At 69.4% G+C, this 22,011-nt stretch carries 14 protein-coding genes; 3 read left to right on the top strand and 11 right to left on the bottom strand.

Going from position 1 to position 22,011, the window contains the following annotated elements; all coding sequences use genetic code 11:
• Position 1: 1 nt before the first annotated feature.
• On the top strand, positions 2–1,402 hold the full coding sequence (locus ACFPQ5_RS10585; RefSeq protein WP_379754685.1) for a GntP family permease: 1,401 nt from the start codon (positions 2–4) through the stop codon (positions 1,400–1,402).
• A 133-nt stretch (positions 1,403–1,535) separates the two neighbouring features.
• Positions 1,536–6,386, top strand: a complete 4,851-nt coding sequence (locus ACFPQ5_RS10580) for a CheR family methyltransferase (protein WP_379754682.1) — start codon at positions 1,536–1,538, stop codon at positions 6,384–6,386.
• 150 nt (positions 6,387–6,536) lie between these two features.
• Here the strand turns inward: ACFPQ5_RS10580 and ACFPQ5_RS10575 are convergent, their stop codons facing one another.
• The 9 genes from ACFPQ5_RS10575 to ACFPQ5_RS10535 form a co-directional block, all read right to left on the bottom strand.
• Positions 6,537–7,688 carry an HlyD family secretion protein gene (locus tag ACFPQ5_RS10575; RefSeq protein ID WP_379754679.1) on the bottom strand — a complete coding sequence of 384 codons (1,152 nt, stop codon included), beginning with the start codon at positions 7,686–7,688 and terminating at the stop codon, positions 6,537–6,539.
• A gap of 3 nt (positions 7,689–7,691) precedes the next feature.
• Positions 7,692–9,143 carry an efflux transporter outer membrane subunit gene (locus ACFPQ5_RS10570; protein ID WP_379754676.1) on the bottom strand — a complete coding sequence of 484 codons (1,452 nt, stop codon included), beginning with the start codon at positions 9,141–9,143 and terminating at the stop codon, positions 7,692–7,694.
• 5 nt (positions 9,144–9,148) lie between these two features.
• Positions 9,149–10,651 (bottom strand): DHA2 family efflux MFS transporter permease subunit, encoded by a 1,503-nt coding sequence (locus ACFPQ5_RS10565; RefSeq protein WP_379760075.1) that lies wholly within the window; start codon positions 10,649–10,651, stop codon positions 9,149–9,151.
• Between the two features lie 58 nt (positions 10,652–10,709).
• Positions 10,710–11,156 (bottom strand): MarR family winged helix-turn-helix transcriptional regulator, encoded by a 447-nt coding sequence (locus ACFPQ5_RS10560; protein ID WP_379754673.1) that lies wholly within the window; start codon positions 11,154–11,156, stop codon positions 10,710–10,712.
• A 231-nt stretch (positions 11,157–11,387) separates the two neighbouring features.
• Positions 11,388–14,660, bottom strand: coding sequence for an EAL domain-containing protein (locus ACFPQ5_RS10555; RefSeq protein ID WP_379754670.1), 3,273 nt, complete (start codon positions 14,658–14,660; stop codon positions 11,388–11,390).
• A gap of 189 nt (positions 14,661–14,849) precedes the next feature.
• Entirely contained in the window at positions 14,850–15,440 is a 591-nt protein-coding gene (locus tag ACFPQ5_RS10550; RefSeq protein ID WP_379754667.1) for an SAM-dependent methyltransferase, read from the bottom strand.
• A 27-nt stretch (positions 15,441–15,467) separates the two neighbouring features.
• Positions 15,468–16,859 (bottom strand): APC family permease, encoded by a 1,392-nt coding sequence (locus tag ACFPQ5_RS10545; RefSeq protein WP_379754664.1) that lies wholly within the window; start codon positions 16,857–16,859, stop codon positions 15,468–15,470.
• Between the two features lie 102 nt (positions 16,860–16,961).
• Positions 16,962–17,609 carry an FMN-binding negative transcriptional regulator gene (locus ACFPQ5_RS10540; RefSeq protein ID WP_379754661.1) on the bottom strand — a complete coding sequence of 216 codons (648 nt, stop codon included), beginning with the start codon at positions 17,607–17,609 and terminating at the stop codon, positions 16,962–16,964.
• Between the two features lie 8 nt (positions 17,610–17,617).
• Positions 17,618–18,265, bottom strand: a complete 648-nt coding sequence (locus ACFPQ5_RS10535; protein WP_379754658.1) for a LysE/ArgO family amino acid transporter — start codon at positions 18,263–18,265, stop codon at positions 17,618–17,620.
• 73 nt (positions 18,266–18,338) lie between these two features.
• On the opposite strand from ACFPQ5_RS10535, the gene ACFPQ5_RS10530 reads away from it, so the two are divergent.
• The gene (locus ACFPQ5_RS10530) at positions 18,339–19,235 is read left to right on the top strand and encodes a LysR family transcriptional regulator ArgP (RefSeq protein ID WP_379754655.1); all 897 of its coding nucleotides are present in this window, start codon (positions 18,339–18,341) and stop codon (positions 19,233–19,235) included.
• A gap of 6 nt (positions 19,236–19,241) precedes the next feature.
• Here the strand turns inward: ACFPQ5_RS10530 and ACFPQ5_RS10525 are convergent, their stop codons facing one another.
• Positions 19,242–20,819, bottom strand: coding sequence for an aldehyde dehydrogenase (NADP(+)) (locus ACFPQ5_RS10525; protein ID WP_379760073.1), 1,578 nt, complete (start codon positions 20,817–20,819; stop codon positions 19,242–19,244).
• An 87-nt stretch (positions 20,820–20,906) separates the two neighbouring features.
• Positions 20,907–21,821 (bottom strand): 5-dehydro-4-deoxyglucarate dehydratase, encoded by a 915-nt coding sequence (gene kdgD, locus ACFPQ5_RS10520; protein ID WP_379754652.1) that lies wholly within the window; start codon positions 21,819–21,821, stop codon positions 20,907–20,909.
• Positions 21,822–22,011: the final 190 nt, after the last annotated feature.

Raw genomic sequence — 22,011 nt, 5'->3', positions numbered from 1 at the left:
CTTGTCATTCCTGATCGTACTCGCCGCCCTGGCGTTCCTGATGTTCGCCGCCTACCGCGGCTATAGCGTCATCCTGTTCGCACCGATCGCCGCCCTCGGCGCGGTGCTGCTGACCGACCCGTCCGCCGTCGCGCCGGTGTTTTCCGGCATCTTCATGGAGAAGATGGTCGGCTTCGTGAAACTCTATTTCCCGGTCTTCATGCTGGGCGCCGTCTTCGGCAAACTGATCGAACTGTCGGGCTTCAGCGAATCGATCGTGGCCGCCGCCGTCCGCTACATCGGCCGCTCGCGCGCCAACGCCGTGATCGTCGCCGTGTGCGCGCTGCTGACCTATGGCGGCGTGTCGCTGTTCGTGGTCGTGTTCGCGGTCTACCCGTTCGCGGCCGAGCTGTATCGCCAGTCGAACATTCCGAAGCGCCTGATGCCGGGCGCGCTGGCGCTCGGCGCCTTCTCGTTCACCATGGATTCGCTGCCGGGCACCCCGCAGATCCAGAACATCATCCCGACCACCTTCTTCAAGACCACCTCCTGGGCCGCGCCGATGCTGGGCACGATCGGCTCGCTGTTCATGATCGTGGTCGGCCTGGCCTACCTCGAATGGCGCCGCCGCGCGGCCATGGCCGCGGGCGAGGGCTACGGCAGTAACCTGCAGAACGAACCGGAACGCGTGCAGGCCACGTCGCTGCCGAATCCCTTGCTGGCCCTGCTGCCGCTGATCGTGGTCGGCGTCGCCAACTTCGTGCTGACCCGCATGATCCCGCAATGGTACGGCGCCGAATTCACCGTCGCGCCGGATATCCTGCCGGGCCTCAAAGCCCCGGTCACCACGCCGATCAAGACCGTGGTCGCGATCTGGGCCGTGCAGGGCGCGTTGCTGATGGGCATCCTGTTCGTCGTGTTCACCGCATTCGGTCGCATCAAGGACCGTTTCGCGGCCGGCTCGAAAGCCGCCGTCGGCGGCGCGCTGCTGGCGGCCATGAACACGGCCTCGGAATACGGCTTCGGCGGCGTGATCGCCGCGCTGCCGGGCTTCGTCGTGGTGGGCAACGCCCTGAAAAGCATCCCCGATCCGCTGGTCAACGCCGCCGTTTCCGTCAGCTCGCTGGCCGGCATCACCGGCTCGGCCTCGGGCGGGATGAGCATCGCGCTGGCCGCGATGTCGGACCTGTTCATCGCCGGCGCCCAGGCGGCGCAGATTCCATTGGAGGTGCTGCACCGCGTGGTGGCGATGGCCAGCGGCGGCATGGACACGCTGCCGCACAACGGCGCCGTCATCACCCTGCTGGCGGTCACGGGGCTGACCCACAAGCAGTCCTACAAGGAGATCTTCGCCGTCACCGTCATCAAGACGCTGGCCGTCTTCTTCGTGATCGCCGTGTATTACCTGACCGGTCTGGTGTGAAAACCTGCGCGGGGGGTGGGGCTTCACCCTCTCCCGTGCTACCGCACACGGCAGGCAAAAAATTGTCGTGAATACCACAAAATCCGGTTTACACTCCTATTCCGTCACTCAAACGGAATAATGCACCGGCTTTATGGACGAACCGCAACAACCTGATCTGCCCGACGCGCCTGCAATTGACAACGCGCTGTTCCCGATTGTCGGGATCGGCGCCTCCGCCGGCGGCCTGCCGGCGCTGATCCGGCTGCTGGAGAACATCGCGCCGGCGCCGGGGATGGCGCTGGTGGTCGTGCTGCACCTGGCCCCGGATGCGCCCAGCGTGGCCGACCGGATACTGCAGCGCGCGACCAGCATGCCGGTGCTGCAGGTGGCGGAGCGCATGCCGCTCAGGCCGAACCAGGTCTACGTCATCTCGCCCGGGCGCAGCCTGCGAATGGAGGACGGCCACCTGATTGCCGAGGAGCCGCCCTGCACGCTCGGCGTGCCGATGACGATCAACATTTTCTTGCGCACCCTGGCCGAAGCGCACGGCGAGCGGGCGATCGGCGTGCTGCTGTCGGGCATGGGCTCGGACGGCGTTGCCGGACTGGCCTGCATCAAGGAGCATGGCGGCGTGTCGATCGCGCAACTGCCGGGCGATGCCGAGGAGCGCGGCATGCCGCAGGCGGCGATCGATTCCGGCATGGTCGATTTCGTGCTGCCGGCCGCCCAGATCCCGTCCAGGCTGGCGCAAATGCGCGACGTCATGCTTGCCATCCACAAGGGTAGCGCGGGAGGCAATGGCGCATCCGCGCTGCCGCCGTTCGCCATGCGCGCGCCCTCGCGCGAGCGCATCGAGGAGATCCTGTCGCTGCTCTACGCCCATACCGGGCAGGATTTCCGCCATTACAGGCACGCGACCATCCTGCGGCGCATCGAACGCCGCATGCAGGTGCGCGCCGTGCCCGACCTGCCCGCCTACCAGCACCTGCTCGGCTACGACCCGCGCGAGCCCGAGGCCCTGGTGCAGGAGATGCTGATCGGGGTGACCAATTTCTTCCGCGACCGCGCCGCCTTTGTCGCTTTGGAAGAGTCCGTCCTGCCGCGCATCTTCAAGGACCGCAAGCCCAGCGACCCGCTGCGGGCCTGGGTCACGGCCTGCTCGACCGGCGAGGAAGCGTATTCGGTGGCGATGTTGCTGGCCGAGCGCGCCGGCTACATCGACGGGGCGCCGGCGATGCAGATCTTCGCCACCGACATCGACGAACGCGCGATCGCGGTGGCGCGCGCCGGACGCTATCCGGATGCGATCGCCGCCGACGTGCCGCCGGAGCGGCTGGCGCGCTATTTCAATTTCGACGACGGCCACTTCTGGGTGCGCAGGCTGCTTCGCGACCGCATCCTGTTCGCGCGCCACGACCTGCTGCACGACCCGGCCTTCTCGCGCCTGGACCTGATCACCTGCCGCAACGTCCTGATCTACCTGAACCGGGAAGTGCACCGCCAGCTGCTCGAACTGTTCCATTGCGCGCTCAATCCGGGCGGCTACCTGTTCCTGGGCAGCGCCGAATCCGCGGACCTGGCTTCCGACCTGTTCGCCCCCGTCGACAGCCGCCACCGGATCTACCAGGCCAGGCCCGCCATGCAGGGCGCGCGCCGGCTCTCGATCGCCTTGCCGCGCACGGAAATCGGGCGCCCGCCCATCCCGCCCGGCCAGGCTGCGCCGGCCCCGGAACCGGCCGCGCCGCCCACCTGGGCCGAGCTGCACCAGCGGGCGGCGGCCCGGATCGCCCCGCCCAGCGTGCTGATCGGCGCCAAAGGGGACATCCTGCATGCCTCCGAAGGGGCGGGCGCCTTTTTGCGCTTCGCCGGCGGCGAGCCCAGCACGCAGCTGCTGGCGCTGGTGCTGCCGGAATTGTGCGCCGACCTGCGCACGACCGTTTTCCAGGCCCAGCAGAGCGGCCACCCGGCGCTGTCCGGCCCGATCCGCTACCGGCAAGATGGGGCCGAGCGCGCCGTCGAACTGAGGGTGGCGCCGGTGCGCGAGGACGGCGCCGCCGAGGGCCTGCTGCTGGTCCGCTTCGACGTGGTCGACGTGGCGCCGTGCGAAAGCGCGCCGGCCGGCGAGCCCGGGGCGGCAACCGATGCACGCGTGCGCGAGCTGGAGGAAGCCCTGCTGCGCGCTCGCCGCAACCTGCAGCAGACGCTGGAGCAGGCCGACGCCGCCAACGCCGGGCTGGTGCGGGACAACGCGCGCCTGCAGGCGAAACTGGAAGAGCTGCGTGCGGAAAACGAGGAATTCGAAGTCCACCGCGAGGAAATGAAGTCGCGCAACGAAGAGCTCTACACCGTCAATGCCGAGCTGCAGGCGCGCGCCGAGGAAACCGCCCAGGCCAACGACGACCTCAGCAACCTGATCGCCTCGACCGACATCGCCACCCTGTTCCTCGACCCGCGCCTGCGCATCCAGCGCTACACCCCGAGCGTGGCGCGCATCTTCAACATCATGCCGGCCGATATCGGCCGGCCGCTGGCCCACCTCACCAGCAAGCTCGAGACCAGGAGCCTGCTCGACGAGGTGGTCGCCGTGTTCGCCAGCGGGCAGCCCTTCGAACGCGAAGCGCGCAGCAGCGACGGCAACGATTACATCGTGCGCGTCCATCCCTACCGCACGGCCTACGACCGCATCGAAGGCGCGGTGCTGACCTTCTTCGACATCACGAGCCGGCGCCAGGCCGAGAAAGCGCTGCGCGAGAGCGAGCAAAGGCTGGCGCTCGCCTTTGCGGCGCTGCCGGTCGGTCTCGCCATCATCGGCACGGACGGCACCACGATGCTCATGAACGAGATCATGCGCCGTTTCATGCCGGCCGGCGCGATCCCCTCGCGCGATCCCGAGCGCGCGCCGCGCTGGCGCGGCTGGGGTGCCGACGGCCTGCAGGTCGAGCCGCGGGACTTCCCCGGCGCCTGCGCGCTGCGCGGGGAGAGCGTCCTGGACGGCGTGCAGATGCTGTACCGGGACGAGCAGGGCCGGGAAATCTGGACCGAGGTGCGTTCGGCGCCGCTGCGCGACAGCGACGGCGCCATCACCGGCGCCCTGGTGGTGGTCAACGACGTCGACCAGCTCAAGCGCAGCGAGGCCGCCCTACGCGAGAGCGAGGCGCACCTGCGCGCCCTCGTCAGCGCCAGTTCCGACATCGTGTACAGGATGAGCCCGGACTGGACCGAGATGCGCAGCCTGCAAGGCAAGAACGTGCTGGCCGATACCGAGGATCCGACCAGCAGCTGGATCGACAAGTACATCCCCGAAAGCGAACGGGCGACGGTGCTGGCCGCCATTGCGCGGGCGATCGAGGGCAAGTCCACCTTCGAGCTGGAGCACCGCGTGTTCGCCGCCGACGGCGGCATCGCCTGGACCCTGTCGCGCGCGATCCCGCTGTTCGACGAAGCTGGCGAAATCGTCGAATGGTTCGGCGCCGGCGCCGACATCACCGAGCGCAAGCGGGGAGAGGAAGCCTTGCGCGCCAGCGAGGCGCGCTTCCGGGCGCTGGCCGACGCCTCGCCCGCGCTGATCTGGCAGATCGACGCCCGCGGTGCGCTCAGCTATGTGAACGCGCGCTGCATCGAGGCGGTCGGGGCCGGCATTGAGCAGTTGCGCGGCCTCGGCTGGCACGCCATCGTGCATCCGGACGATGCGCCCGCCTACCTGGACGCGGTCGGGCGCGCCCTGATCGGCGAGGCCGGCTTGCAGCACCGCGTGCGCCTGCGCACGGCCGGCGGCGGCTACCGCTGGTTCGTGTCGCACGCGCTGCCATGGTACGCGGCCGACGGGCAGTTCCAGGGCCTGGTCGGGATGTCGATCGACGTCGAGGAGGCGGTGCAGGCCGAGGACGCGTTGAAGGCGGCCGACCGCCGCAAGGACGAGTTCCTCGCCACGCTGGCGCACGAGCTGCGTAATCCGCTAGCGCCGATCAGCAACGCGCTCCAGTTCCTGCGCTACCCGGAGGGCAAGCGCAGCGCCGACCGCCTGCTCGCGATGGTCGAGCGCCAGGTGCGGCACATGGTGCGCCTGATCGACGACCTGATGGAAGTGACGCGCATCAGCCGCGGCAAGGTCGACCTGCGCCGCGCACCCGTGACGCTGGCCGCGATCCTCGACAGCGCGGTCGAGACCAGCCTGCCCGCCTTCGAGCACAAGCGCCAACAGCTGACGGTCGAGCCGGCGGCGCAAGCGCTCGCGCTCGACGCCGACAAGGTGCGCCTGACCCAGGTGTTCTCGAACCTGCTCAACAACGCGTCGAAGTACACCGCGCCCGGCGGCCAGGTCTGGCTGACCGCCCGCCGCGAAGCGCATGAGGTGCTGGTGTCGGTGCGCGATACAGGGATGGGCATCGCGCCGGAGCAGCTATCGATGGTCTTCGAGATGTTCTCCCAGCCGCACGGCAGGGATGGGCACAGCGACGGCGGCCTGGGGATCGGTCTCGCGATGGTGCGCAGCCTGGTGGAGCTGCACGGCGGCGCGGTGCACGCGCACAGCGGGGGGGCGGGGCAGGGCAGCGAATTCGTGGTGCGCCTGCCGCTGCACGATTGTCCCGAAGCGGCGCTGCGGCGCGACGATGGGGCGCTCGACGAGCATCCGGCGCCGCTGGCCGGGCGCCGCATCCTGGTCGTGGACGACAACCGCGACGCGGCCGATTCGCTATGCCAGCTCCTGCTGGCGCGCGGCGCCGAAGCGCAGGCCGTGTACGGCGGCCACGCCGCGATCGAGGCGGTCGGACACGCCCGTCCGGACGCGATCGTGCTCGACATCGGCATGCCCGACATGGACGGCTACGAAGTCGCGCGCCGCATCCGCAGGGAAGACGGCGCCGATGCGATCCGCATCGTGGCCCTGAGCGGCTGGGGCCAGCATGCCGACCGCCAGCGCTCGCGCGAATCGGGCTTCGATCATCACCTGACCAAGCCGGCGGAGCTGCATAGCCTGGTCAGCTTTTTGGCCGGCAGGTGAGGCGGTAAGGGACTGCGGCCGAGGAATGTCGTTGTAGGGTGGACTCCCGAGTCCACGCGGTGATACGAGACAGCAAGATCGTCGCGCACGAGAGCGGAGCCGGTGCGTATCACGCGTGGACTCGGGAGTCCACCATACGGAAGGCCGCCGTCAGTTCGCCAGGTTCCTGGCGACGATCGCATCCGTCGCCGCCTGCGCCTGCTGCAAGGGCTGGTTCAAGGCCGTCGTCACATAACGCGCCGGCGCCGGTGCCACCGCCCCCAAAGCGCCGCCTTCCTTGCGGCTGATGTCCACGTCCACCGTCGCCGACAGGCCGACGCGCAGCGGGTGCGCGGCCAGCTCCTTCGGGTCGAGCGAGATGCGCACCGGCACCCGCTGCACCACCTTGATCCAGTTGCCGCTGGCGTTCTGCGCCGGCAGCAGCGAAAAAGCGCTGCCGGTGCCGGCCGCCAGGCCCAGCACCTTGCCGTGGAAGGTGACCTTGTCGCCGTACATGTCGGCCTCGATGGTGACCGGCTGGCCGACGCGGATGTCGCGCAGCTCGGATTCCTTGAAGTTGGCGTCGACCCAGAGCTGGTCGAGCGGCACCACCGACAGCAGCGGCGCGCCCGGCGTCACCCGGCTGCCGACCTGCACGCTGCGCTTCGCCACATAACCGGAGACCGGCGCGACGATCGCATTACGGCGCGCGGCCAGCCAGGCCGACAGGTATTCGGCCTTGGCCGCCAGCACGCTCGGATGGTGGGCGGCGTCGACCCCGGCGGTGCCGGCGCGCGCGGCCGCGACCTGCTTCAGGGCGACGTCGAGCGCGGCGCGGGCGTCTTCCACCGCACGCCGCGCATGGGCCACATCCTCGCCCGACACCACCTGCTCGCCGGCCAGCGGGGCGCGCCGGCCCAGGTCTTCGACGGCGGTCTGCAGGGCGACGCGGCGCTGCGCCACCACAGCCAGCAGCTGTTCGACGTTGGAATAGCGTTCGCGCTGCTGGCGCACGGCTTCACCTAAGCGCGCCTCGGCCTGGGTGAGCGCGATCTCGGCGTCGCTCGGATCGAGGCGCACGATGTCGGCGCCGGCCTGCACCAGTTGGGTTTCGTCGGCGCGGATCTCGACCACGCTGCCGGCGACCTGCGAGGAGACGGTGACCAGGTTACCGCCGACGTAGGCGTTGTCGGTCTCGGCGCGCTGCGACAGCACCAGGGTGGCGTAGGCGCCCCAGGCGATGGCGCCGAGGGCGAATACGCCGGTGATGCCGAGCAGGACGGCCTTGCGTTTGTTCGGGTTGGAGTTGGTGTCGATGGTCATGGTTTATCGGGTCGATGCGTGAACGGATGCGGTCTGCCCGGCGGCGGCGCGGTAGCCGCCTCCGAGCGCCTTGATGAGCGCCACCTGGGTTTGCAGCTGGGCGTCCCGCAGCTGCAGCGCGGCGCCGCGCTGGCGCAGCACTTCCAGCTGCGCCAGCAGCACGCCTGCGCGTTCGGCCAGGCCGCGCGCGCGGCGCGCTTCGGCGCTGGCAACGAGGCGCGTGCCGGCCTGCGTGGCCTGGGCGTGGGCCGCCAGCTCGCGCTCGATGCCCTGCAGCGTCGCGCCTTCCTGGGCCACGTCGCGCACGGCGTTCAGCACCGCTTCGTTGTACTCGGCCAGCAGGGCGTCGCGCTCGGCGCGGGCGATGCCGAGGTTCGCGTCGAGGCGCCCGCTGTCGAACAGCGGCAGGTCGAGCACGGCGCCGGCCAGCATGGTGCGGCTGGCGCCGCGCAGCAGCTTGCCGAGCGAGACGGCATTCAGGCCGATCGCGCCGGACAGGTTCAGGTCGGGATAGAATGCGGCTTCGCTGGCGGCCACGCGCCCCAGCGCCGCTTCGACGCGCCAGCGCGCCGCTTGCAGGTCGGGCCGGCGCGCCAGCAGTTCCATGCCGAGCACGCGCGGCAGCGCGGCCTGTGCATTCTGCGGCAGGCGGCGTGCGAGGCCGGCGAGATCGTCCGGGCCGGCGGCGGCCAGCGCACGCAGGGCTTCGCGTTCGCGCGCCGCCTGCGTGTCGAGCAGGGCCGCCTGTTCGGCCAGTTTGCCCAGTTCCAGTTCGACGTTCTGCTTCGCGTCCACCGTGGCCAGGCCGTGGGCCAGGCGCGCCTGGCGGTCGGCCAGCAGCTGCCGCTCGACCCGCACGAGCGCCGCGACGTTGTCCGCGCGCGCCCACAGCAGCTGCAGGCGGAAGTAGCTCTGGGCGACCGCGGCCGCCAGCGCCTGCTGCGCCTGGCTGGCCTGGGCCTGGGCCGCGTTCGTTTCGCCGATCGCGGCGGCGACCTGGGCGCGGTGCTTGCCCCACCAGTCGAGGTCGTAGCTGATGCGGCCTTGTACCGTGGTGTCGGTGTACCAGCTGCCGCCGATCGGCGCCGGGAAGAAGCCGTTGGCGGAATAGCGCTGGCGGTTGATGCCGGTTTCCAGTCCCGCCTGGACGCCGCCGGCGGCGCGCTCCAGACCGAGCTGGGCGCCGGCGATGCTCACGCGCGCCGCGGCCACCGCCAGGCTCGGGTTGCCGGCCAGGGCCTGTTCGATCAGGCGGTCGAGCTGCGCATCGCCGTAGTCGCGCCACCAGCGCTCGACCGGCCAGGCGTCACGCCCGAGGTCGATGGCGGCGGCGTGCTGGGCGCGGGCAAAGTCGGGCGCCTGCGCCGCGCCTTTGTCGGCGGGGACGTGCACGCAGCCGGCGAGGGCGAGCGCCAGGGGAATCAATCGTAAATGTCGCACGGTGTGGTTCATCATCAGGGTTAATCGAGGGCGGCGTGGTCGACCGCGGCCGGCGCAGCCTGCGCCTTGGGCGGGCGGATCAGCAGCAGGGCCGGGATCACGGCGGCGGTCAGGATCATCATCAGCCAGTAGTCGTTGGTATAGGCGATCATCGAGGCCTGGCGCGTGATCTCGCTGTCGACCAGGGCGGCGCCCGCGGTGCTGGCCAGGCTGTAGCCGCCGGCCGGGTCCATCAGCGCCGGATTGGCGATGTTCACCTTGGCCGCGAGCTCGGCGTGCATGGTCGCGCTGTTCCGGACCAGCAGGGTCTGCACCAGCGCGATGCCGATGCTGCTGCCGATGTTGCGGATCAGGCTGTACAGGGCCGTGCCTTCGGCGCGCATCTGCGGCGACAGCGTGGCGAAGGTCGCCGCCGACAGCGGCACGAACACGAGTCCGAGGCCAATGCCCTGGATCACGCCGGGCCAGACGATGTCGGCCTGGCGCATCACGATGGTGTACTGCGCCATCTGCCACAGCGAGAAGGCCGTGATCGCGAAACCGGCGCCGAGCAGGATGCGGAAGTCGATCTTGCCGGTGACGCGGCCGACCACCAGCATCGCCAGCATCGTGCCCAGGCCCGAGGGCGCCGTCACCAGGCCGGCCAGCGCCGCCGGATAGCCCATCAGGCCCTGCAGCATGGTCGGCATCAGGGCGCGCGTGGCGAACAGCACCATGCCGACCGTGAAGATCAGGAACAGGCCGGTCACGTAGTTCGGGTTTTTCAGCAGGCGGTAGTCGAGGAAGGACTGGCCGGCCGGACGCAGCGCGGTGTGGGCCACGAAATACGAGAGCGACAGCGCCAGCAGCACGGCCTCGATCCAGGTCTCAAGGGAGGCGAACCAGTCGTTCTGCTCGCCGCGGTCGAGCAGCATCTGCAGGGCGCCGATGGCCAGGCTCAGCGTGATGAAGCCGAAGGCGTCGAAGCTGACGCGGCGGGTCGACGCCGTCGGCCGGATATAGCGCCAGATGCCGTAGAAGGCGATCGCCCCGATCGGCACGTTGATGAAGAAGACCCAGCGCCAGTTGTAGCTGTCGGTCAGCCAGCCGCCCAGGGTCGGGCCGAGGATGGGCCCGATCATCACGCCCATGCCCCACACGGCCATCGCCGAGCCGTGCTTCTCGCGCGGATTGATGTCGAGCAGAACCGATTGCGAGAGCGGCACCAGGGCTGCGCCGAACACGCCCTGCAGCACGCGCGCGCCGACGATCTGTGCCAGCGAGCCGGCCAGGCCGCACAGCACCGAAGCGATGGTGAAGCCGGCCACGGATACGAGGAACACCTTTTTGAGGCCGAAGCGGTCGACCAGCCAGCCGTTCAGCGGCGTGGCGATCGCCGCGGCGACGATGAAGGAGGTCAGCACCCAGGTGATCTGGTCGGTCGAGGCCGACAGCGAACCCTGCATGTGCGGCAGGGCGACGTTGGCGATGGTGCCGTCGAGGGCCTGAATGATGGTGGCGAGCATGATCGAGATCGTGATCATGCGGCGATTCAGCGGTGCTTGTTCCGGCACCGCCGCTACTGTTGCAGCCTGCACGTCCTTACTCCCCGCTCTCGATGCGCGCGCGCAGGCTTTCGAGCAGCTCGGCGGCGGCCAGCAAAGTCTCCTGCGGCACGCCGTCCAGCATGCTGCGGCGGTAGGCGTCGGCTTCCTTGCGCACGCGGGCGTACAGGGCGCGGCCATCGTCGGTCAGGTGGGCCAGCTTCACGCGGCGGTCGTTCGCGCTTGGTTCACGGCGTACCAGGCCGCCGCGCTCCAGGCGGTCGAGCATGGAGACGACGGACGGGCCTTCGATGCCGAGCAGGTCGGCCAGCTCGCGCTGCGAGGGCGGTTCCTTGGACTTGGCGATCATCGCGATCGTCATCCAGCCGGCCTGGCCGATGCCCAGGTCCTTCAGGCGCGCGTCCAGGGCCAGGCGCCAGCTGCGGGCGGTGGCGTGCAGGGCGGCGGAAAAGCGTTCTTCAATGGTGAGAGGAGCTGGCGACATCGATAGAGACCAAATGGATAGGTATCTATCTAGTTTATCAAATGAAATGCCGACCCGTAAAGCATGAACATTGTTGAACGTAGGGTGGACTCCCGAGTCCACGCGTGAACCGTCGTGGTTCGAAATGTGTTTTCGATTGGCACACGTGCGTAAACGCGTGGACTCAGGAGTCCACCCTACGGTGCACCACAGTTCCGCATCAATCGATAACAGGCGGCGACGGAAGCGCCGTTAAGTCACCATCTGCCGCTCGAGGAACGCTTCGAATGCGTCGCGCGGCACGGCCGGCGAGAAATGCCAGCCCTGGATATAGTCGCACCCGAACGCCGCCAGGATGTCCCGCTGCGCCGCCGTCTCGACCCCTTCGGCAATCGCCTCGATCCCCAGCCGGTGCGCCAGGTCGACGATGGCCTCGGTCAGGGCCTTGTCGCTGCCGTCCTCGGTCAGGTGGTTGATGAAGGACTTGTCGATCTTGAGGTAGTCGACGTCGAACTGCTTCAGGTAGGACAGCGACGAGAAGCCGGTGCCGAAGTCGTCGATCGAGACGCGGGCGCCGGCGGCGTGCAGGGCGTCGAGGCAGCGCCGCACCTGCTCGGCGTCGCTCACCAGCACGCCTTCGGTGATCTCGATGGTGATGCTGTTGGGCGGCAGGCCGGCGTTCACGACGCGGGTCAGCCAGGGCAGGCCGGAGCGCTGTTCGAACTGCACCGGCGAGACGTTCACGCTCAGTTCCACCACCATGCCGTAGAGGCGGCGCCAGCGCTCGATGCTGGCGATGGCTTCGACCAGCACCCATTCGCCGATCTCGTGGATCAGGCCCGCTTCCTCGGCCAGCGGGATGAAGCGCGCCGGACTGATCATGCCGTGCTCGGGATGCAGCCAGCGCAGCAGGGTCTCGGCCTTGCGGATGCGCCCTGTCGCGGTCTCGACGATCGGCTGGTAGTGCACCTGCAGCTGGTTGCGCGCCAGCGCCGCGCGCAGGTCGTTGGTGAGGCTGAGCTTGTCGCGCGCATGCTGCTGCAGCGCGGGCGTGAAGTACTGGAAGCGGCCGCGCCCGGCGCCCTTGGCCAGGTAGACGGCCTGTTCGGCATTGCGCACCAGTTCGGCCGCGTCCCCGCCGTCGTCCGGGAAGACGCTGATGCCGACGCTGGCCGACACGTACGCGACGATGCCCGGCCCCAGCGCCAAAGGCTCGGCGATCGCCACGATCACGGCGTCGGCGGTGGTCTCGAGGTGGCGCCGGCCGTCGAATTCGTCCACCACCAGCGCGAACATATTGCTGCCCAGGCGCGCGATCGTAGCGTCCGGCGGCACGCAGCGCGCCAGGCGCCGCGTCATCTCGACCAGGGCGGCGTCGCCCCGGGCGTGGCCGTAGCTGTCGTTGATCTCCTTGAAGCGGTCGAGGTCGAGCAGCAGCACGCCCAGGCCGTGGGCGGCGGTGCCGGACTTCTTGAGGTCCTGCTCGAGGCGGTCGAGGAACAGGCGCCGGTTCGGCAGGCCGGTGAGGGCGTCGAAATTGGTCTGGTGCCAGATCAGCTCATCCTTCTGTTTCTGTTCGCTGATGTCGTGGAACTGCAGCACGTGGCGGTGCACGCGGCCGTCGGGGTGGCGGATCACGCGGATGTCGACGTAGTTGGCGGCGAGCGAGCCGTCGCGGTTGCGGTCGAGGATCTCGCCCTCCCAGTGATCGTCCTTGAGCAGCGACTCCCACAGGCGGCCGTAGAAGCAGCTGTCGTGCACGCGCGACTCGAACAGCGCCGGCCGGGTGCCGAGCACTTCGCCCAGCGGCGCGCCGGCCAGGCGGGTGAAGGCGGGATTGGCGTCGACGATGCGGTTGTCCTCGTCGGTGACGACGATCGCTTCCAGGCTGGTCTGGTAGATCAGGGTCGCCATGCGCATCGATTCTTCGAGCTCGCGGCGCTGGGTCACGTCCTGCACCGTGCCGCGCAGCTTGACCGGGCGGCCATCCTCGACTTCGGCGCTGCAGACCGAGCGCACCCACTTGCGCTTGCCGGCGCCGCTGACCATCGGCAGCTCGATAGTGAAGGGCTTGCCCTGTCTGGCGGCGTCGTCCAGGGTCTTGCCGATCACGGCCCGGTCTTCTTCCGAATAGCAGGCGGTGCAGGTGGCCGGCGTCAGGGGCAGGTCGGGCGGGATCTCGTAGATCCGGGCCAGCTCGCCGGTCCAGCTGAAGGCTTCGGTGGCGACGTCGATTTCCCAGGCGCCGATCTGGGCCAGCGCGCTCATCTCCTGCAGCATGCGGTCCTGTTCGCGGATCGTGCGTTCCTGTTCGCGCCGCTCGGTGATGTCGCGCGCCACGCCCAGCACGCCGATCACGCTGCCGTCGGGCTGGGTGACGGGTGTCTTGATGGTCTCGAAGACGCAGGTCTTGTCCGGGCCCGTGGGGGCCGCTTCCTCGAAGGTGATCGGCCCGCCGGCGCGCAGGGCGGCGGCATCGTCGCGCCGGAACCGCTCGGCCGTCGCGGCATCGAACAGCTCGCTGTCGCGGCGGCCGACGATCTCCTCGCGTGGCCAGCCGAAAACCTTGGCGACCTGGTTGTTGCAGGCCTGGTAGAGGCCCTGCAAGTCCTTCAGCCAGACCAGGTCGGGGCTGCTCTCGACCAGGGTGCGCAGCTGCGCCTTTTCGCGTTCCAGTTCGTGGGTGCGCACCCGCACCGCGCGCCGCACCGAGGCCAGCCAGGCGCTCAGGAGCAGCACCAGGATGCCCAGCCCGACCAGCACCTGGATCAGGCGTTCGGCGTAGCGCTCGGAGACCAGCGGACGGCCCATCCACTTGTCGCGCAGGGCCTCGCGCTCGGCGGCCGTGATGCGCGCCATGCCGTTCTCGACCAGGGCCAGGGTGGCCGTGTCGCCCTTGCGCACGGCGCGCCGCAGCTGGTCGCGCGCGATGTCGAAGGATTTCACGTACCTGCGGTGCAGGCCGAGGCGGTAGAGCTGGTAATCGGCCGAGTATTCGTCCAGGCACAGCAGCTTGACTTCCTGGCTGGCCGCCGCTATCAACAGGGCCTCGTAGGTGGGAAACACGCGCACGGTGTCGATGCCGCCGCGCTGCAACTGCTCGGCGCAGGCGTCGCCCGACTGCACGCCGACCACGAAGCCCTTCAGGCTGCGCAGGTCGTGGATGCCGCCGATCGATGCGTCGGCGTAGATGCTGGTCGACACCATGGCATACGCGGGCGAAAAATCGTAGCGCCCGGCGCGATCCGGCGTCAGGAAGATGGGGTCGATCACGTCGGCCCGGCCTTCCTCGAGCGCCGGCAAGACTTGCGCCCAGTTGGCCGGGACCAGCGTGACCTGGCGCCCGGTTCTCTTTTCCCACAGTCTCCACAGGTCGACCGTGTAGCCTTCCAGCTTGCCGTCCGCATTGCGCCAGGAATAGGGCGGGTAGTTCTGGTCCATGACCACGCGCAGCGGCGCTGCCGGCGCCAGCGCAGGCAGGACGAGACAAGCGATCAGCAGTATGCGCAGGATGGATCGCGGCATCGTTTCTCCCGGAATTGCGGTTGGCGCAACGCGACCCGGCCCTGGCCGGCGTGGCATGCGCCCCGCAAATGTTTGGAGTCACGATACCAGAACCCGCCACCGGGCAGCGCGCCGGCTGTGCCGTTGCGCCCGCCTGGCCCGGCCTGGCCCTGCAGTTCTGCCCTCCGGGAGATGGCGTACCCTCGGCGCTCAGGCCTTGGCCGCCTTCTTGTGCGCCGCCTTGATGGTCCAGTAATAGATGCTGCGGCCGTCGACGGTCTCGGTCTTTTCGGGCGGCCATTCCGGCCCCATGTCGAAGGCGTGCGAAACCACGCGCGCACCTACTTTGAGCTGCTGCCACAGGCGCGGACGCAGGCGGGTGTTGACGTTCGGCAGCAGATACAGGGTTACCACCGAGGCCGCCGAGACGTCGGTCTCGAACAGGTCGGCCACCTTGAAGTCGACGCGGCCGGCGACGCCGGCCTGTTCGGCGTTCTTGCGCGCCTCGCCGATGCGTTCGGGATCGAGGTCGATGCCGGTGCCGCGCGCGCCGTGCTGTTTGGCGGCCGTGATCACGATGCGCCCGTCGCCGCAACCGAGGTCGAACAGGACGTCGTTCTTGCCGACTTTGGCCATCTGCAGCATGCGTTCGACTACGTCCTGGGGCGTGGGCACGTAGGGCACGTCGAGTGCGGGTGCGGTGGCCGTCTGGGCCAGCAGGGGCAGCGGCAGCAGGCCGGCGCCGGCGGCGCCCGCGGTGCCGAGGGTGAGCAGGGTGCGGCGGCGAATGAGCGGATTCATCGGCAATCTCCTAGGAAAAGTGGAAGCTCAGGGCGCCTGCTCGGGCCGGGTATGCAGCCAGGGCAGGAGCAGCAGGCCGATGGCGAGCACGGCCACGCCGATCCATGCGGCGTTCAGGCCGCCGAGCTGCTGGCTGTACACATACGACAGGCTGGACCACAGCATCCAGGCGCAGGCGCCGCAGAACAGCAGCGGCAGCAGCGGAAACAGGGGCACCCGGAACGGCCGCGCGAGTGCGGGTTCGCGCCGGCGCAGCACGAACAGCGACAGCCCGGCCAGCAAGAAGAACAGCCAGAACACGGGCGCCGTAAACTCGACCATCGACTTGAAGCCGCTGCCGAAGGCCGCGCCCAGCCCGACCAGCAGCAGGGCGGCGGCGCACTGCACCAGCATGGCGGCCGCCGGCGTGCCGCGCTCGCCGTCCCAGGCGCTCAAGGGGCCCAGGCGCTGCCAGTCGAGGCCCATGGCATAGCTCGAGCGGGCGCCGACGATCATGGTGGCGTTGATCGAAGTCAGGGCCGAGATCGCCACCAGCAGCGAGATCGTCTTCTCGCCCGCGCTGCCCATGGTCCGCCGCATGACGTCCGCCGCCAGCGTCTCGGACGCGGCCATGCCGGCCATCCCCAGCGTTTTCCAGCAGGCCCAGGTGACGAGCAGGTAGAGCGTCGTGATCAGGAGGATCGACAGCGTCAGGGCGCGCACCATGTTGCGCGGACCGTCGCGCACCTCGGCGCTGATGTAGGCCGCCTCGTTCCAGCCGCCGTAGGTGAGCAGGACGAAGACCATGGCCATGCCGAAAGAGGCCGGCGGACCGGTGGCGGGAGGCGAAGGCGACAGGGCAGGCCCCGGATCGGCAAACACGGCCGCCGCCAGCGCGATCAGCAGCAGGCCGGCCACTTCGGCCAGCGTCAGCCAGCTCTGCGCGGCGGCGCCGCTGCGCAGGCCGCGCAGGTTGACCAGGGACAGGATGGCGATCACGGCGGCGGCATAGGCGACCGGACCCCAGGCGGCAGGCAGTCCGGGCAAAGGCCAGGCCTGCTGCATGTAGTCGCCGAACACGAAGGCGAGCAGGGCGATGGAGCCGGTGGTGATCACGGAAAAGCGCGCCCAGCCGAACAGGAAGGCGACCGGGCGGCCGTAGGCGCGGCGCAGGAAGTGGTAATCGCCGCCGGGATGGGCGCAGGAGGTGGCCAGTTCGGCATAGCACAGGGCGCCGGCGAGCGAGACCAGGCCGCCCAGGATCCACATGCCGAACATGCCCTCGGCGCTGCCGGACAGGCCGGCGACGATGGCCGGCGCCTTGAAGATGCCGGCGCCGATCACGACGCCGACGATCAGGGCGACGGTGTCGCGCAGGCCGAGCAGGGGCTGCGGTCCGGCGGCCGCGCCAGTGGTCCGTTCGGTGTCGAATCGATGCATCGCGCGCGCCGGGTCCCGTTGAGTGTCCGGGTGCGACGCTGCCGAGCCGCGATTGGTTCCCGTGCCCGACAGCGGGTTTGCGCCAGCGCGGGCGGCTGCGGCTCAGCGCGCTTTCGTTGGCAAGCCGCGCTCGACCAGCTCGGCCATGGCCGTGGCGTTCGGACAGTCCAGGCTGCGCAAGCCGTGTACGGTGCCGATCCTGTCCTGCACGTCTTCGTCCTGGCTGGCCTTGAGCTTGCCTTCGAGCCGGGTGATCCGGATCTCGATGCCGACGATCGCGCGCAGCAGCTTGTCGATATATCCGGGCGGCGCATCCTCGAGCGTCCAGGGCCTGGGCTGGCCGGCCTCGTGGGTTGCGCCCAGGCGGCGCAGCATGTCGAGCAGCCAGTCGCGGTCCTCGACGGCGCGCGCGGCGCCGTGCGCGTGCACCACCGCGTAATCCCAGGTCGGCACGACCTTGCCATGTTCCGCCTTGCCCGGATACCAGTTCGGCGTGATGTAGGCTTGCGGCCCCTGGAAGATCACCAGAGACGGCGCCTGCGCATCGAGCAGGCGCCACACGGGATTGGCGCGCGCCACATGGCCGACCAGGCTGCCGTGCGGTCCGCGTTCGCGCTCGAGCAGGAAGGGGATGTGGTTGGCCACGATCTCCTGCTGGCCCGCGAGCACCCAGGTCCCCAGCGCATTGGCCTCGACCAGTGCGCGCATCGCGTCTTCACCGTCGAAGCGGTGGTGCCGGTTGATGTACATGGGCGCGCCTAGAAGCCGAACAGGGCGTGGCGCACCAGCATGGCGCTCAGCGCGAACATGGTCAGCCCGACCAGGCCGTCGAGCACCTGCCAGGCGAGCGGCCTGGCGAACAGGGGCGCCAGGCGGCGCGAGCCGAAGCCCAGCAGGCTGAACCAGGCCACGCTTGCGCTGCTGGCGCCGAGCACGAACCAGGCGCGCAGGGTCGGTGGCTGCTGGGCGCCGATGCTGCCGACCAGCAGGACCGTATCCAGGTAGACGTGCGGGTTGAGCAGGGTAAAGGCGGCGGCTTGCGCCAGCACCGCGCCGCGGCCGAGCCGTACGCTGCCGCCTGCCGCTTCGAGCCGGTTGCTCTGGCCGGCGCGTTGCAACGCGCGCCAGCCGTAGAGGCCCAGGAACAGGGCGCCGGCGAGGGCCAGGGTGCGCGCCAGCAGCGGGCTCTGGCCGAGCGCCTGGCCCATGCCGAGCACGCCGGCGCCGATCAGGACGGCGTCGGCCAGGGCGAAGAACAGCACGACGCTGCCGACATGTTCGCGGCGCAGGCCCTGGCGCAAGACAAACGCGTTCTGGGCGCCGATTGCGACGATGAGGCCGAAGCCGAGCAGCAGGCCTTGCAGGAAGACGGAAAATGAAAGAGGTGTCAGTGGAAAGGTAGTCATGCGCAGATCTTGTCACCCTGCCTCGATGAAGGCAAACTATCTTTCCTTCACAAGCTTAAAGCGTACCTAAACCATGCTCGATTACGCCGCCCTGTCCGCCCTGTCCGCCGTCGTGCGCGAAGGCAGTTTCGAACGCGCGGCGCATGCGCTGCACGTGACGCCTTCCGCAGTCTCGCAGCGCATCCGCCAGCTCGAAGAGCGCGTCGGCTGCGCCCTGGTCATCCGCGACCAGCCCTGCCGTCCGACCGATTCCGGGCGCCGCCTGTGCCAGCACGTGGACCGCGTGCGCCTGCTCGAACAGGACCTGCGCGGCACGCTGCCCGGACTCGAACTGGGCGGCACCGCGCGCGTGGGGCTGCCGGTGGCGGTGAATGCGGACAGCCTGGCGACCTGGCTGGCGCCGGCGATCGCAGCTTTCGCCGCGCAGCAGCCGGTGCTGATGGAAGTGGCGGTCGACGACCAGGACCACACGGGCGAATGGCTGCGCAGCGGCGCAGTGGTGGCGGCGGTGACCGGCGTGGCGCGGCCCGCGTCGGGCTGCAACAGCCGCGCGCTTGGGTCGATGCGTTATCTGGCGGCGGCCAGTCCCGCATTCATGCAACGATGGTTTGCCGACGGCGTCGGCGCCGGGAGCCTGGCCGAGGCGCCCAGCCTGGTCTTCAATACCAAGGACGAGCTGCAGGCGCGCTGGGCGCGGCGCCTGTGCCACCGCCACGTCGAACTGCCGCGCCACACGCTGCCGTCGACCCAGGCTTTCGTGGCCGCTTCGCTGGCGGGAATGGGCTGGGGCATGCATCCGCAGGCGCTGATCGCGCCCCAGCTGGCCGACGGCACGCTGGTCGAGCTGGTGGCGGACACGCCGCTCGACGTCCCCCTGTACTGGCAGCATGCGCGGGCGGCCTCGAGCCTCCTCGACGAATTGAGCAAGGCAGTCCTGGCCGCGGCCGCCACCGCCTTGCTTCCGCCGTAGGCGCGATCAGGCCTTGAGCAGTTCGCCGTTGCGGATGCGATGCAGCCCCAGCGGATTGGCGTCCTGCAGGGCCTCCGGAATCAGCCAGCCCGGCAGGTCCTGGTAGCTCACCGGACGCAGGAAGCGGTCGATCGCGCTCGCGCCCACCGAGGTGGTGCGGCTGTCCGAAGTCGCCGGGAAAGGTCCGCCGTGCACCATCGCATGCGACACTTCGACGCCGGTCGGATAACCGTTGACCAGGATGCGGCCGGCCTTGCGTTCCAGTACCGGCAGCAATGCCTGGGCCGCGTCCTTGTCGGCCTCGTTCAGGAAGATGGTCGCGGCCAGCTGGCCATCGAGGTGCTCGGCGACTTGCGTGAACTGCTCCAGGCTGGCGCAGCGCACGATCAGCGAGGACGAGCCGAAGATCTCGTCTTCCAGCGCCGGGTTGGCGAGGAAGTTGGCGGCGTCGGTCTCGAACAGCGCGGCCTGGCCGGCGCAGACGGTGCTGCCGCACTGGCCGCGCGCCACCAGGCTCACGCCCGCTTCCTTGCCAAGCTTCTCGACGCCGCTGTTGAAGGCGGCGTGGATGCCCGGGGTCAGCATGGTGCTGCCGACCTTGCCTTGAAGAGCGGTGGCGGCGGCTTCACGGAAGCCGTCCAGCGCCGCGCCTTCCAGCGCGACCACCAGGCCCGGATTGGTGCAGAACTGGCCGGCGCCGAGCACCAGCGAATCGATGAAGCCGGCGCCGATCTGCGCCGCCTTCCCGGCAAGCGCGTTCGGCAGCAGGAACAGCGGATTGATGCTGCTCATTTCGGCGTACACGGGAATCGGTTCCGCGCGCGCGGCGGCGGTGCGCACCAGCGCCAGGCCGCCCTGGCGCGAACCGGTGAAACCGACCGCCTTGATCGCCGGATGCGCGACCAGGGCCTGGCCGATGGTGCGGCCGTCGCCGTGCAGCATCGAGAACACGCCCTCCGGCAAGCCGCTGGCCTGGACCGCCGCCTGCACGGCCTTGCCCACCAGTTCCGAGGTGCCGGGATGTGCGCCGTGGGCTTTGACGACGACCGGGCAGCCGGCCGCCAGCGCGGAGGCGGTATCGCCGCCCGCCACCGAAAACGCGAGCGGGAAGTTGCTGGCGCCGAAGACGGCAACCGGGCCGAGGCCGATCTTGCGCAGGCGCAGGTCGGGACGCGGCGGCGTGCGTTCCGGCAGGGCCGAATCCAGCGCGGCGCCGAGGAAGTGGCCGTCGCGCACGACCTTGGCGAACAGGCGCAGCTGGTTCACGGTGCGGCCACGCTCGCCTTCCAGGCGGGCTTGCGGCAGGCCGGATTCCTGCATCGCGCGCTCGATCAGCTGCGGACCGAGGTCGAGGATGTTCTGGGCCGCCAGTTCGAGGAAGGCGGCGCGCACTTCCAGGCTGGTGTTGCGGTAGCTGTCGAAGGCTTCGGCCGCCAGTTCGCAGGCGCGTTCCACGTCCAGGGCGGTGCCGGAGCCGAAGGCCGGTTCGAACTGTTCGCCCGTGGCGGGATTGACGGCGCGGAAGGCCGCGGCGCTGCCTTGCAGGGCGCTCGAGCCGATCAGCAGGTCGCCATTGATAGTGATGGTCAAGATGATTCTCCTCTTCGGATAAAGAAAGGCGCGCCAGGGCCTGTGCCAGCCGTGGCGCGCCGGTAGTCGTGCCGGTCCGGCTTATTGCGGGCCGAGCTTGGCCATCAGGGCCGCCAGCTGTTCGGTTTCCTCGCCGGTCAGGTCGGTCAGCGGGGCGCGCACCGGGCCTGCAGGGTGGCCGACGATCGCGGCGCCCGCCTTGACGATGGAGACGGCGTAGCCGGCCTTGCGGTTGCGGATGTCCAGGTAAGGCAGGAAGAAGTCGTCGATCAGGCGCGCCTGGGTGGCGTGGTCGTCGGTACGGACGGCTTCGTAGAACTCGATCGCGGTCTTCGGGATGAAGTTGAAGACGGCCGAGGAGTACACCGGCACGCCCAGCGCCTTGTAGGCCGCGGCATACACTTCCGCGGTCGGCAGGCCGCCCAGGTAGGTGAAGCGGTCGCCGAGCTTGCGACGGATCGTGACCATGGTTTCGATCTCGCCCAGGCCGTCCTTGAAGCCGATCAGGTTCGGGCAGCGGTCGGCCAGCTTCAGCAGCGAAGCCGCGTTCAGCTTGCAGCGGTCGCGGTTGTAGACGACGACGCCGAATTTCACCGACGCGCAAACGGCGGCCACGTGCTCGACCAGGCCGTCCTGGCTCGCTTCGGTCAGGTAGTGCGGCATCAGGAGGATGCCGTGGGCGCCCAGGCGCTCGGCTTCCTGCGCGTACTTGATCGCCATGCGGGTCGGGCCGCCGGCGCCGGCCAGGATCGGCACCTTGCCGCGGCAGGTCTCGACGGCGACCTTCACGACCTGGGTGTAGTCCTCAGGCGTCAGCGAGAAGAACTCGCCGGTGCCGCCGGCCACGAACAGGGCGGTCGCGCCGTAGGGGGCCAGCCACTCCAGACGCTGGGCGTAGGTGTCCGCCTTGAACTCGCCGTTCGCGTCGAAGTCGGTGATCGGGAAGGAGAGCAGGCCGGAGGAGAGGATCTGTTTGACGTCTTGTGGAGTGAACATGGTCATGGCTTTCAGGTCGGGTTGAGAGGATGAGGCCGTCTCCTGCCTCACCAGTTATCAGTCATCGTACAACCTAAGATTGGAGTTGGCAAGCGGTCTGAAGCGATTGATGTGGGATTTACGCCGCGTGGATGCCGGCCGTGCGAATGCGTGGAGTCGGGACTCCACCCTACGTGCGCGGGGCGCGATC

This window comes from Massilia suwonensis, from assembly GCF_042655665.1.
Classification (GTDB): domain Bacteria; phylum Pseudomonadota; class Gammaproteobacteria; order Burkholderiales; family Burkholderiaceae_D; genus Telluria; species Telluria suwonensis.
The sequence above is the reverse complement of the archived record's forward strand: the minus strand, read 5'-3'. Positions and strand labels throughout refer to the sequence as shown.